The organism is Nitrospira sp. (genome assembly GCA_005116745.1).
Lineage (GTDB): Bacteria > Nitrospirota > Nitrospiria > Nitrospirales > Nitrospiraceae > Nitrospira_D.
Genome location: SWDS01000006.1, coordinates 446,359 through 459,298, shown reverse-complemented (window position 1 = coordinate 459,298; position 12,940 = coordinate 446,359). Strand labels below are relative to the sequence as shown.

The following is a 12,940-nucleotide window of genomic DNA, read 5'->3' as shown; positions in this document are numbered from 1 at the left end:
CGCGCGTTGCGCGAGCAAGGAGGATGGTCGGTTCATCCGCCTCCGCTAAACTTTCACTCCCATCTTCTCGGCTTTCGCCAGAGCTTCTTCGATGGGGCCAACCATGTAGAAGGCCTGCTCCGGCAGATGGTCATACTTACCTTCCAGGATCTCCTTGAAACTGCGGACTGTATCTTTCAGTTTCACGTATTTGCCGGGAGCTCCGGTGAAGGCTTCAGCCACGTGGAACGGCTGCGAGAGGAAGCGCTGAATCTTTCTGGCGCGTGCCACAGCCATCTTATCGTCTTCCGACAACTCATCCATACCAAGAATGGCAATAATATCTTGGAGGTCCTTGTAGCGTTGGAGGACGGATTGTACGCCGCGCGCAATTTTGTAATGCTCTTCCCCGATAACCTGTGGGTCAAGAATACGTGACGTGGAGTCCAACGGATCGACCGCTGGATAAATACCCAACTCCGCCAATTGCCGAGACAACACGGTCGTGGCGTCCAAGTGCGCGAAGGCGGTGGCCGGCGCCGGATCGGTCAAGTCGTCGGCCGGCACATAGATCGCCTGCACCGATGTGATCGACCCACGCTTGGTCGAGGTGATACGTTCTTGTAAGGCGCCCATTTCAGTCGAGAGGTTCGGTTGATACCCGACGGCTGACGGCATACGACCAAGCAACGCGGAGACTTCCGATCCCGCCTGTGTAAACCGGAAAATATTGTCCACGAAGAGCAGCACGTCTTGGTTCTCTTCATCGCGGAAATACTCCGCGACGGTAAGGCCGGTCAAGCCCACACGAAGGCGCGCGCCGGGCGGCTCATTCATCTGGCCGTAGACTAACGCAGCTTTGGACTTGGTGAAGTCGTCCGGATCGATGACTTTCGATTCCATCATTTCGTGCCAGAGATCGTTCCCTTCGCGGGTCCGTTCACCGACACCGGCAAATACTGAAAATCCACCGTGGTGGAGCGCAATATTGTTGATGAGCTCCATGATGATCACGGTCTTGCCGACACCGGCGCCGCCGAAGAGTCCGACCTTGCCGCCCTTGCTATAGGGTTCGAGCAAATCGACGACCTTGATGCCGGTCTCCAGCACTTCCGTCTTGGTCTCTTGATCTTCCAGCTTCGGAGCGGGCCGGTGGATCGGATAGGTTTTCTGCGTCTTGATCGGTCCTTTTTCGTCAACTGGCTCGCCGAGCACGTTCATGAGACGGCCGAGCGTCTCACGGCCGACGGGCACCGAGATAGCGGCGCCCGTATCCGTCACATCCATCCCGCGCGTCAGACCGTCGGTCGTGGACATCGCGATGCTGCGGACTCGGTTTTCACCCAGATGTGACGCCACTTCAAGCGTGATCCGAATGGCAGGCGTACCTGCCTCCTTGTTCTCTTCTTGTGTCACCTTCAGTGCGTTGTAGATATTCGGCAGTTTCCCGGGCGGAAACTCGATGTCCACGACCGGGCCGATGACTTGAATGACTTTTCCTGTACTCACTGTTTCACCCCTTTGCTCAAGTGCTGAATTCTGAGTGCTCCGTGCTGAGCGAGCTGATCATCTCTCCTGGACTCAGCACACACGTCTCGCGCTCAGAACTATCCTATTTAAGAGCTTCCGCGCCGCCGACGATGTCCATCAGTTCCTTGGTGATCGCCGTCTGTCTGGTCTTATTGTAATAGAGCGTAACCTTCTTAATGAGCTGGCCAGCGTTGCGTGTCGCCCCATCCATGGCGGCCATCCGGGCGCCGTGCTCAGCAGCTGCTGATTCCAACAGGATTCGATAGGCCTGTACCTGGAAATGTTTCGGCACGAGCGCACTCAGCAACGCCGCTTCATCAGGCTCGTAGAGGTAGGCTCCTGACGCCACGCCCTCAGCAGGAGCCGCGCTGAACTCAGTCGCCGCATCCACAGGAAACAGCTTCTCCACGATCACACGCTGCTGGATGGCCGACTTGAATTCGTTGTATACGACATGAAGCTCGTCGAATGTGCCCTTCACAAAATTGTCGGTCAGGTCGCCGCCGATATCGAGGGCATGTTCAAAGCTGAGCTTGTCGAATACACCGGTCCATTCCTGCCGAATCGGCCACGAACGGCGCCGGAAATAGTCACGGCCCTTTCGACCGACGATGCTCAGACCCACCGTCAACCCTTGGGCCTCGCACTGCCGCACAAACTCAGCGCTCTTCCGCGCGATATTGCCGTTGAATCCTCCACAGAGCCCTCGATCGCTAGTGATCACGAGCACCTCGATCTTTTTCACCTCGCGCTTCTGGAGGAGCGGATGGGCGGAGCGGTTGACGCGCCGGCTCAGATTGCTCAGGACTCCGCGCATCTTGTGGGCGTAGGGACGAGCGGCCAGGATACGGTCCTGCGAGCGTTTGAGCTTCGCCGCCGCCACCATCTTCATGGCCTTGGTGATTTTCTGGGTATTCTTAAACGCCGCGATCTTGCGGCGCAAACTTTGTAAACTTGGCATTGTCTTCCATCAGGGCTGTGGACTGAGTGCTGAGGGTGCAGATCCGGCACCCTGGCGTCCGTTTCCGCCCTGAGTCCTCGATACTCAGTCTGTGCTTATGCTTTGGCTCCGTACCCCATCTTCTGCTTGAAGGTCGTGATGATCTCTTTCACGCGAGCGCCAACCTTGTCGTCGATCTTGCCGATGGTCGTGACTTCTTTTTTGAGTTCAGCATGGTTCTGCTGAACATAGTGCAGGAAGTCCGCTTCGAACTGCAGCACCTTGTCGACAGGCACATCGTCGAGATATCCGTTGACACCCGCATAGATCGAGAGCACTTGATCGGCGACCGGCATTGGCTTGTACTGCCCCTGCTTCAACAGCTCGACCATGCGCGCGCCGCGCGCCAGCTGCATTTGTGTGGCCTTGTCAAGTTCGCTGCCAAATTGGGCGAACGCCGCCATTTCGCGATATTGGGCCAAGTCCAGCCGAAGCGTACCGGCCACTTGCTTCATCGTCTTGATCTGCGCCGATCCACCGACGCGGGAGACCGATAGTCCAACGTTAATGGCTGGGCGGATACCGGAATAGAACAAATCACTGCCGAGGTAGATCTGACCGTCCGTAATTGAAATGACGTTCGTCGGGATATAGGCCGACACGTCGCCCGCTTGCGTTTCAATGATTGGCAACGCCGTAAGGCTCCCTCCGCCGAGCTTTTCGCTCAGCTTAGCGGCCCGCTCGAGCAACCGTGAGTGCAGATAAAACACATCTCCCGGATAGGCTTCGCGTCCCGGGGGGCGACGAAGCAAGAGCGAGAGCTCACGATAGGCGACGGCATGTTTGGACAAATCGTCATAGACAATCAACGCATGCTTCCCGTTATCGCGGAAATACTCACCGATCGCGGCACCGGCGAAGGGCGCCAAGAACTGCATAGGAGCAGGATCGCTGGCGCTGGCCGACACGACCATGCTGTATTCCATCGCATGACTCTCTTCGAGGGTCTTGACGACGCGCGCGACGGTCGATCGCTTTTGGCCGATGGCGACGTAGATACAAAATACGCCGAGACCCTTTTGATTGATGATTGTATCGACCGCGATAGCCGTCTTACCGGTCTGGCGGTCTCCGATGATCAGCTCGCGCTGTCCGCGCCCGATGGGAATCATGGCATCGATAGCCTTAATACCGGTCTGCAACGGTTCCCGCACCGATTGGCGGGTATTCACGCCAGGAGCCACCATCTCAATACGTGACGAGAGCGTCGACTTGATGGCACCCTTGCCGTCGATCGGCTGGCCGATTGCATTCACCACACGGCCGATCAACGCCTCACCCACCGGAATTTCCGCGATGCGGCCGGTGCGCTTGACCGGATCGCCTTCTTTGACCCCGACCGAGTCGCCCATTAACACGGCACCGACATTGTCTTCTTCCAGGTTCAACGCAATGCCATACAGTCCGCCTGGGAATTCGAGCATCTCACCGGCCATGGCTCCATCGAGGCCATAGACCTTGGCAATACCGTCGCCCACCTGGATGACGGACCCTGTTTCCTTGACATCAACCTGCTTGTCGAAGCCTTTGATCTTCTCTTTAATAATCGCACTGATTTCTTCTGCCCTGATCTGCATGGCTACTCCTTATTCTCGCGTCAACAGGACTTGCAAATCGCGCAAGCGACCTTGGACGGTGCTGTCGACTACTTTGCTACCGATCTGAATCTGCAAGCCGGCGAGGTGACTGGCATCGATCTGAAATGTGACATCAACGTCGCGCTTTAACGTGTCGCGTAGGCGCGTCCTGATTCGATCTTGTTCCGCCGGCGGAAGAGCCGTCGCGGAAGACACGGTCACCGGCTGCGTCCGCTTTAATTGATCAACTAACTTGCCGAAGGCGTCGGCGATTTCCGGCAGAAAGCCCACTCGATTCTTCTTCACCAATTGGCCCAGGAATGCTTTACCGGCTGGAGGGCACCCCAGCTTCTCGCCGAGTGCGGTCAGGACGGCAATTTTCTCCTCCACCCCGAACGCAGGTGAGGCCACCACGTGGCGAAGATGGGCGGATTCCTTCATGGCCAGACCGAGGTCAGTAAGTGTCCCCCGCGTGGCTTCGATGGTTGAATGATCGAGGAGCTCGAAGAGGGCTTGTGCATAACGTCGCGCAACTGTTGTCTTAATCACCGTTTAGCATCCACATGCGTTATTTTGACAAATCTAAAGATTTCGTGCGAGGCACGAAGCAGAGCGCGAAAATTAGCATTGGGACCTATGAGCTGTCAATACGATACAGGCACGGGCAAGCAAGATACTCGTCAACACAGCCGAGCGATGAAGACGGTGTATACTGCAAGTCGATCGGCGGCGTACGCCAAGTTCCTCAAGCGATCGCACCCACACCTGGATTCGATACGAGTGGGCGGAGGTGAGCCATGCAAAAACAATTAGCCTTATCGACCCTCGCACTCTGTCTCGTTCTGAGCCTGATGCCCTCATCTGCCTCTGCCTACCGTGAATACTTTACGCCAGAGCAAAAGGGTCGGCTGGAGAAGATTCAGACCGTGTTAGTCGATGTTCTCACCATCACGGATAAGGGCGGAGTGGGTGCTGGCGCCTTAGCCGAGGTCGTCGCCCAACGTCTGAATGAAGCTGGGTATGCAACCGTTCGAGATCCGGCCACCCCTCATGATGTCGTCTTTCGGGTGAAATGTGAGCAACGTAAAACGTGGGAAGGGACGACAGCAACGGGGGGAGATGCCGACCTGCCCGACGCCCCATCGCGCCTCTGGAAAGGGCCTGCCTGCCAGCTGACCTACCTGCTCGGCGGCATGAAGATCAAATGGCAGAAAGAAGTGCGCACGGAGTTCGAGGATGCCGTGGCGGCCGCACAGGCGGCCCAAGGCGCTGATCCCGGCCTGTATGCGATGACCAAGTTGCAGGAAGCGCTCGCAACGTACGATTTCCCACTCCTCCTCGCGGCGGAATGGGGCCATGCCGATCGGCTCCTCAACATGCTCGACTCCCCGGATGCCAGTCAGGCCCGGAAGATCAAAATCATGTCATTGCTTGGTGAGATGCAGGCTGACGAAGCCCTGCCCAAGTTGAAAGAAGCGCTGAAAAATAGGGACCTGGCTAAACAGGCCATTCTCTCCATGGGCAATCTCAGCAAAGACGGCATTCCATTGCTCGTCGACTTGATGAATACCTCGCCTCAGATAGAAATTCAGGCCGCTGCCGCCAAAGGGCTTGGGCAGATCGGAGGCATTGCAGGAGATGCGTCGGTCGTGCTGCCGTTATTGGCAAAACTTCAAGATTCAAAGACCGACTGGACGGTCCTCACCGAAGTGGCGTGGGCGCTGGGCAAAATTCCCGATAAGCGATCGATCCAACCGCTGTATGACCTCGACAAAAAGCTGCAGGCCATCCGTGATCCCGACAACGTGATCCTCAAGAAGCTCAAAGAAGCCGTCTTCTGGTCGATCAAGCAATGCGATACGTGGGATCAATTTAGTTGAGAGGAGGTGGCGGGCCACTCTGGTCGTCCTCCTGCTCACGGAACACGCAGTCTCAGACTCCCCCTGCCCCATGACCCTATTCTGGACTGTTGATTTATTCACTCCTTGAGCGTAGGAATTGCCCCGATAGATACTCCAGCATGACCGGGATTTCTCTATGTCAGAACCAACGATTACCTGTCCAAACTGCAAGACTGAAATCAAGTTAACTGAATCCCTCGCCGCTCCCTTGATCGAGTCAACTCGTCGCGACTACGAGAAGCGGCTGGCGCTAAAAGATACGGACATTGCCAGGAAAGAAGAGTCTCTGCGCGAGCGGGAGGAAGCCGTCACGAAGGCTAAGCAGGCCATCGACGATCAGGTGGCCGAGAAGCTTCTGGTTGAACGCGCGAAGATTGTCAGCGAGGAATCCAAGAAGGCCAAACTCGCCCTGCAATCGGATATCGACCAGAAAGCGAGAGAACTCGCCGAACTTCAAGACGTCCTCACTCAACGCGACATCAAACTCGCCGAGGCCCAGAAAGCACAGGCCGATCTCATCCGACAAAAGCGCGAACTGGATGATGCCAAGCGTGAGCTAGAACTCACGGTCGAAAAGCGGGTGCAGGATGGACTCTCTGTCACCCGTGAGCAGGCCAAGAAGGAAGCGGAGGAAGGCCTGAAGCTCAAGGTGATGGAGAAGGAGCAAACCATCGCCTCCATGCAAACCCAGATCGAGGAACTCAAACGCAGGGCTGAACAGGGATCGCAGCAACTCCAGGGTGAAGTCCAGGAGTTAGAACTTGAAGCGTTGCTCAGAACAAAGTTCCCGAGAGACACGATCGAGCCTGTCCCCAAAGGTGAGTTCGGCGGCGATGCACTCCAGCGAGTCATGGGCCCTCTCGGTCAGGTCTGTGGAACCATCTTATGGGAATCCAAGCGAACCAAAAATTGGAGCGACGGCTGGCTGGTCAAACTCCGTGACGATCAGCGAACAGCGAAAGCAGACATCGCTATTATCGTCAGTCAGACTCTTCCCAAAGACGTCGAGTCTTTTGATCTGGTCGATGGAATCTGGGTCACAAACGCAAAGTCCGTGTTCTCCTTGGCAGTCGCTCTCCGCCATTCTTTAATCGAACTCGCCTCAGCCCGGCAGGCACTTGATGGCCAACAGACCAAGACCGAAATGGTCTATCAGTATCTCACCGGTCCACGGTTCCGCCATCGAGTCGAAGCCATCGTCGAGGCGTTCTCGTCAATGCAAGAGGATTTGGATCGGGAAAAGAAAGCCATTACCAAGCAATGGGCCAAGCGAGAGGAACAAATCGAACGAGTCATGCAAGCGACAGTCGGCATGTATGGTGACTTGCAGGCTATTGCCGGCAAGTCGTTCCAAGAAATAGAGGGGCTCGAACTAGCAGCATTGGAGCCCAAAAACCCAGTCCAGCAATTGCTCCCTGAGTAAAGAATCAACGGCGACGCGTCGGTGGTGCTTCCCTTATTGGCAAAACTTCAAGATTCAAAGACAGACTGGATCGTACTGACGGAGGTTGCATGGGCCCTCGGCAAGATACCGGACAAGCGTACCATACAGCCCCTCTACGATCTGAACAAGAAGCTGCAGGCCATACGCGATCCCGACAACATGATCCTTAAGAAACTCAAGGAAGCGGTGTTCTGGGCAATCAAGCAATGCGATACGTGGGATCAGTACAGCTAAGCCCTTCCTGCTACAATTTCTCCAATGGCAACGACTAGAACCAGCAAACAAGTGACGGTTGTGACGGCCAACGATCTGGGACACGCGCTGGATTTGTCAGCGGCGGATACCGCTGAAATGGAATTTCGGTCGGAACTCACCGTCGTCCTGGCCAAGATCATTCAAGCCGGGCGGCTGACCCATGCAGCGATTGCAAAAGGCGCAGGCACATCGAGAACGCGGGTGACGGCGATTGCGAATGGGAATGCCCACGGGGTTTCAAGCGATGTGCTGATTCGAGTCCTGGCCGCAACCGGTCATCGGGCAGAAGTCCGGGTCAAAAGGGCAGCAGCCTAATCTGATAATCTGCCGATGGAAGTGCGCAATGAGATCACCGTCATTCCGGTAGAGCGGATCGAAGAAATCCTGCCGGAGCCTTCAATCAGGATATGTTACAGCCCCACCGGCTCAACGGGATGAGCCGTTACCGAGTGCAATAGCCCCATAATTTCAAAAGGCGCAGCTCAACGCCGGGGCTTACCTCATTGGTTCAAGAACTTCCCCCACTAGCCTTCTCCAGCAAATTCAAACATACATGCCTCTCATGCTTTCTTCTTTTTTGGCTTTGGCATCTTCGTACGGATATCCATATTGCTCAGCAACAAATAGTCTGGGAAATAAATTTAGGTACGACTATAATCCTGGCATATCTATGAACAGAGCTCCCAACAAAAAGGAAACAGACCTGCTCTCCGGTGATCTTTTTTCAGGAGCAGGCGGCCTATCAATTGGCTTTCACACAGCGGGGTTTACGCCCGTATTTTTCAACGATATCGATCTCGATTCAGCAAATACATTCCACGCCAATTTTCCTGCTGCTACTCCTTTTGTGGGTCCCATTCAGGAACTGAGCGCTAGCATAATCCGAGAACGAACAAGACTAGGTGCGGCGACGTTAGATGTCATGATTGGAGGCCCCCCCTGCCAAGGATTCAGCATTAATGCTCCCATCAGAAGCCAAGAGGACCCAAGGAACCACCTCTTTCATCACTATGTTCGCTTAGTGTTAGAAGGCCTACGCCCAAACTTTGTTGTGATGGAGAATGTGCCTGGATTGGTCTCACTTGATGGAGGTAAGAGCCTAGAGAGTGTCCTAGCTGCATTTGAGAAGGCCGGATATAGTGTGAAGTTCAAGATTTTGAATGCCGCTCATTATGGCGTCCCGCAAGAGCGATGGCGGCTTGTGTTCTTGGGCACATGCCTACCCGGCGTTGAACCCTCCTTCCCACTTCCTACACATTACAGCCTACAACGGCCTAACTTTACCGGAGGGCGCGACTACACATTTGAGCATGCAATTGGAGGCGCTAAGCAGATCAGCTTTCTTTATGAAAACTTGATGAAACCAGCGACGATTGGAGAGGCAATCGGCGATCTTCCTTCTATTCCATCAGGAGGAGGAGCGGGAGAAATGCCCTATTGGAAGCCTGCAAGAAATTGCTACCAAGAAATGCTTCGAGAGGGCGCCTCAGGGATCTTTAATCATGAATGCGCTGGGGTCGCACCAATTAATATTCAACGGATCAGTCACGTCAAACCAGGAGGATCCTGGCGCGATATCCCGCATAAGCTTCTACCCAAAGGGCTGCAGAGAGCGAGAAGAAGCGACCATACAAAGCGTTATGGCCGCCTCGATCCCGAAGGCCTCTCAGGAACAATCCTCACAAAATGTGACCCGCATTGGGGGACTTTCTTTCATTATGCCCAGGATCGAATAATAAGCATTCGAGAGGCCGCCCGACTGCAGTCTTTCCCCGACTGGTTTAGATTCACAGGCTCAAAGGTGGAACAATACCGGCAGGTTGGGAATGCCGTCCCACCGCTGCTCGCACGTGCTCTGGCTGAGCACATCAAAACCCTTATCAAGGAGAATCAACCAAAGCGCACCGTCAAGCCTTATAAAGAAAGGGCATATGCCACGAGCCAAGGGAAATGACCTTTGCGAGATCTTCGGATATGCTCCTGACGATCGAAGCAACCCCGCCAGGAAGCAATGGAAAAGCCAGGATTGCCCTTTCGTAGGGAACACGTGCGTCAAACATAGCCACCCACAAGACGGTGGAACCGTAGTTGTGTATGGCACCTGCAGCGTTGCTAATAAAACGAGAAATGGACTCGAAGAGGTTATCGTTTGCCCCCAACGCCTCTACGCGGGGAAATATGAAACTCTTAGGTCCTGCGCAATTGATGCTATAGGCCACCCCCTTCCGACGCTTCTAGCAAACGACTACTCGAAAGCCAAACGTGCCAAGCGGCTTCCCGAAGATTTCGTGGTTTTTCTAGGGCAAAACTCGGGTAGCGAGGTCCAGCTGTCCAATCCCGGGATTATCCAATTGAGTCTTGATTGGGTGCTAGTCAGAGTAACTGCAGGAGTACCTACTCTTGCGGTCCCTTGCGAGGTCCAAAGCATCGACACAACCGGAAACTATCACAGCAGCTGGCGTGCCTATGCCGAAGAAAAATCTTCTGTTCCAGATTCGAAACACGGCATGAATTGGGCAAATGTATGGAAGCGACTAATCCCTCAGCTAATCCTCAAGAGTTCTATCGCCACAACCTCACAGCTTTGCAAGAAGGGAATGTATTTCATTCTTCCAGACCGAGTGTATATGCAGTTCGAGAAACTAGTAGGCAAAGTACCAGCGTCTAAAGCAGCTGGACATGGCGTCTTGACTGTTATGACGTATGGCCTGGGGCCTGATGTGCTCCCTGGCCAAATCAGACCTGTAGAGCTTCGGCGCCAAGACAGGATGTCCTCGGTTGATTTTGCCAAAGCATTTGCGTCAGGAAAACAAATGCCCCTTGGAAGCCAGCTTGATCAAAAAGTCATCGAGATTTTGCAAGGCCTTTGAGGCATCTCCATGGATAGAGTCTCTCCCTCGACAAGATCAGATAACATGTCCAGAATCCGCTCTACCGGGAACATGACTACCGAAAAGGGAGAGCAAGTAAAGAGCGTCAGGTCTTGCAATCCAACATTTGCCAGACATGGTGTCGTCCTGGAACAAATATACCGGGCCACGCATAGTGAATGAGTGATGACTACAACCTACGCCGGTTTCTCAACGCACAAGTGGGTGTCTATGACACAGTCCTTGCTGAGCTGCGGGCCGGGAGAAAGGCCAGCCATTGGATCTGGTTTGTCTTTCCGCAGATCGCCGGTCTTGGACACAGTGCAATGGCGCAGCAATTTGCCATTGGCTCACTCGATGAGGCCAAAGCCTATCTGCAACACCCAGTCCTGGCCTGCAATATTCACGAAGACTTCTACTGCAACCGCCGATACGCCGCTACGACAAGCCTAACGGCGGGCGGGCTCGCTGCTCAGTCAGTCGACATACTGTTTCAAGTATGCCTCCTTCCTTCGTAGCTCCGCGCGCCTGTCTCGCGAGGCGTCTTGGCGGTTTCGTCACGAACTCTCGTGAATAATACAGGCTGGGCCTCAGGCTCAGAGCCTGTACGCAGCTTGTGCTCGATGTGAACAGTCGTAGCGCTGAGGAGATCTTCGGCTATCCCAACTATCTCAATTTCCGGTCCTGCATGACCTTGTTTCTGACTGCTGCCCCCGACCACACACTCTTCAAAGACACCCTCCTCAAATACTTCGACGGCCAGCCCGATCAATCGATTCTCGATATCCTGGCACAACAACGGTCCTAGCGAATGCGTGGCGCTCTGGCCCCGTGGCATGTACCTGCTCCGTCCTTGACTCCCCTCTCCCGCCTGAATACTTTTCGCCGCAAATGACTGTGCCGCTGCCTATCCATTAAGACCTATCATTCATCCACCAAAGCCTGTTTCTTTCCCACGCTCAGGTAAAGACATTTGCACGTCCCCTAAGCGCAGTGGTAACATAACAGTTACTATATCTATGTCGGAGATACGCGTACTCGAATATCTCGACCCCCAGTCCCGCTCACCTTTCGCCGTATGGCTCGAAGGGCTCAATGCCGTCGCCTCGGCCAAAGTTGCTGCGGGAGTCTATCAACTAGCGGCAGGGAATTGGTCGAACGTGAAGGGGGTCGGGGCTGGAGTCTTTGAGCGAAAGATCGATGCAGGTCCTGGCTATCGCATCTATTTCGGCAAAGACGGTGATCGCCTCGTGATCCTGCTGGGTGGCAGCACAAAACAACGCCAGCAGCAGGCTATCGAGACGGCAAAAGAGCGATGGGCCGACTATCGCCGCCGAAGCACCACCAAGAAGACCTAACACAGAACGGAGCGACCTATGGCACTGACAAGGGAATTTAGAAACACTATCGCGGCGCGTGTGGAACGGGACCCGCGCTTTCGGGAAGCACTTTTTACAGAGGCGCTCAATGCCTATTTCGCAGGCGACACCGCCGTAGGCAAAGCCATCCTCAGGGATCTTGTCAATGCTACTGTAGGATTTGAAGAACTAGCCTTGACGCTCAAGAAACCAAGCAAGAGCTTGCATCGAATGTTGGCTCCGCGTGGAAATCCCAGCACGGATAACTTCTTCAGCATTGTAAACGCGCTTCAGAAGAAGGCTCACGTCAAATTACGCGTAACGGCAAAGGCCAGCTGAAAGAATACCGGCTAGACTCACGTGGCTGACGGCTGCCACCGACAACACCATCTTCAACGACGCTCTGCTCACATACTTCGACGGCAAGCCTAACCAACTGACGATGAACGTCTTGGCCCGACACAACATGCCACTGTGCTAGGGACCATGTCGTTCTGCCCTGCTCGCCACATTCAAACCAGCTTCCAGCAATCGCCATGATCGGAGCCCGCTAAGAGGCTTTGGCGGGTTTGTGATGCAACTCAGCCTGGACGCGTTCGAGCACGAAGAGCTTGAGCAGTGTCTGATACGGGACGTCGCGTTTGTTCGCGATCGTCTTGAGTTGATCCAAGAGGGATTTTGGCAGGCGGAGCGAGATCGTCTCGGTAGACGGCTTCAACCGGGGAAACACCATCCGACGACTCTTGGAGTAGTCGACATACTCCGTTGAGTCGTGTGACGCCCAAAACTCAGCTTCCTGTTTCTCACTCTTGAACGTCGGTCTTTTTTTGAGTTTGGTCACGATACGTCCTCCGCTCCTTGAGACTCATATCTCTGGCTGAAATAATGCGGATGCGCCGTCGACGGATGGTGAAGACGAGAAACAAGCGGCGTATCGGCGATTGCAGCAGAAGGGTCATGAATAATGCGGGCTAGGAGCCTGTCCGACATTGATCTGAGCGCAGCCTGATCTTCCTCGCTGATCCA

At 54.6% G+C, this 12,940-nt stretch carries 16 protein-coding genes; 10 read left to right on the top strand and 6 right to left on the bottom strand.

From position 1 onward, the window contains the following. Positions 1-45 precede the first annotated feature (45 nt). From atpD to atpH, 4 genes are all read right to left on the bottom strand, one after another. Complete coding sequence (atpD, locus tag E8D52_07880; GenBank protein ID TKB68890.1) at positions 46-1,488, bottom strand: F0F1 ATP synthase subunit beta; 1,443 nt, start codon at positions 1,486-1,488, stop codon at positions 46-48. Between the two features lie 103 nt (positions 1,489-1,591). Continuing rightward, entirely contained in the window at positions 1,592-2,470 is an 879-nt protein-coding gene (gene atpG, locus E8D52_07875; protein ID TKB68889.1) for an ATP synthase F1 subunit gamma, read from the bottom strand. Between the two features lie 95 nt (positions 2,471-2,565). Continuing rightward, positions 2,566-4,086: a F0F1 ATP synthase subunit alpha gene (locus E8D52_07870; GenBank protein TKB68888.1), complete on the bottom strand. Its 1,521-nt coding sequence runs from the start codon at positions 4,084-4,086 to the stop codon at positions 2,566-2,568. A 9-nt stretch (positions 4,087-4,095) separates the two neighbouring features. Next, complete coding sequence (gene atpH / locus E8D52_07865) at positions 4,096-4,635, bottom strand: ATP synthase F1 subunit delta (GenBank protein ID TKB68887.1); 540 nt, start codon at positions 4,633-4,635, stop codon at positions 4,096-4,098. Between the two features lie 248 nt (positions 4,636-4,883). Between atpH and E8D52_07860 the strand changes: the two genes are divergently transcribed. The 10 genes from E8D52_07860 to E8D52_07815 all read left to right on the top strand — a co-directional run bounded on the left by E8D52_07860 (position 4,884) and on the right by E8D52_07815 (position 12,253). Then, positions 4,884-5,966 (top strand): HEAT repeat domain-containing protein, encoded by a 1,083-nt coding sequence (locus E8D52_07860; GenBank protein ID TKB68886.1) that lies wholly within the window; start codon positions 4,884-4,886, stop codon positions 5,964-5,966. Between the two features lie 157 nt (positions 5,967-6,123). After that, positions 6,124-7,410: a DUF2130 domain-containing protein gene (locus E8D52_07855; GenBank protein ID TKB68885.1), complete on the top strand. Its 1,287-nt coding sequence runs from the start codon at positions 6,124-6,126 to the stop codon at positions 7,408-7,410. 21 nt (positions 7,411-7,431) lie between these two features. Next, positions 7,432-7,665 carry a hypothetical protein gene (locus E8D52_07850; protein TKB68884.1) on the top strand — a complete coding sequence of 78 codons (234 nt, stop codon included), beginning with the start codon at positions 7,432-7,434 and terminating at the stop codon, positions 7,663-7,665. A 24-nt stretch (positions 7,666-7,689) separates the two neighbouring features. Continuing rightward, entirely contained in the window at positions 7,690-8,001 is a 312-nt protein-coding gene (locus tag E8D52_07845; protein TKB68883.1) for a hypothetical protein, read from the top strand. Between the two features lie 355 nt (positions 8,002-8,356). Further along, positions 8,357-9,640: a DNA cytosine methyltransferase gene (locus tag E8D52_07840; GenBank protein ID TKB69446.1), complete on the top strand. Its 1,284-nt coding sequence runs from the start codon at positions 8,357-8,359 to the stop codon at positions 9,638-9,640. Continuing rightward, on the top strand, positions 9,513-10,556 hold the full coding sequence (locus E8D52_07835; protein TKB68882.1) for a restriction endonuclease: 1,044 nt from the start codon (positions 9,513-9,515) through the stop codon (positions 10,554-10,556). Before E8D52_07840 ends, E8D52_07835 begins: the two co-directional genes overlap by 128 nt. A 179-nt stretch (positions 10,557-10,735) precedes the next feature. After that, the gene (locus E8D52_07830) at positions 10,736-11,074 is read left to right on the top strand and encodes a DUF1810 domain-containing protein (protein ID TKB68881.1); all 339 of its coding nucleotides are present in this window, start codon (positions 10,736-10,738) and stop codon (positions 11,072-11,074) included. Positions 11,075-11,139: 65 nt separating this feature from the next. Then, positions 11,140-11,364 (top strand): DUF1810 domain-containing protein, encoded by a 225-nt coding sequence (locus E8D52_07825; protein TKB68880.1) that lies wholly within the window; start codon positions 11,140-11,142, stop codon positions 11,362-11,364. A gap of 220 nt (positions 11,365-11,584) precedes the next feature. Continuing rightward, positions 11,585-11,914: a type II toxin-antitoxin system RelE/ParE family toxin gene (locus E8D52_07820; GenBank protein TKB69445.1), complete on the top strand. Its 330-nt coding sequence runs from the start codon at positions 11,585-11,587 to the stop codon at positions 11,912-11,914. 18 nt (positions 11,915-11,932) lie between these two features. Further along, positions 11,933-12,253 carry a transcriptional regulator gene (locus tag E8D52_07815; GenBank protein ID TKB68879.1) on the top strand — a complete coding sequence of 107 codons (321 nt, stop codon included), beginning with the start codon at positions 11,933-11,935 and terminating at the stop codon, positions 12,251-12,253. Positions 12,254-12,464: 211 nt separating this feature from the next. Here the strand turns inward: E8D52_07815 and E8D52_07810 are convergent, their stop codons facing one another. Together E8D52_07810 and E8D52_07805 are read right to left on the bottom strand one after the other, a co-directional pair. After that, a complete protein-coding gene (locus tag E8D52_07810) occupies positions 12,465-12,755 on the bottom strand; it encodes a hypothetical protein (GenBank protein TKB68878.1) in 291 nt (96 codons plus the stop codon). Continuing rightward, entirely contained in the window at positions 12,718-12,873 is a 156-nt protein-coding gene (locus E8D52_07805) for a hypothetical protein (protein TKB68877.1), read from the bottom strand. Before E8D52_07805 ends, E8D52_07810 begins: the two co-directional genes overlap by 38 nt. Positions 12,874-12,940 lie beyond the last annotated feature (67 nt).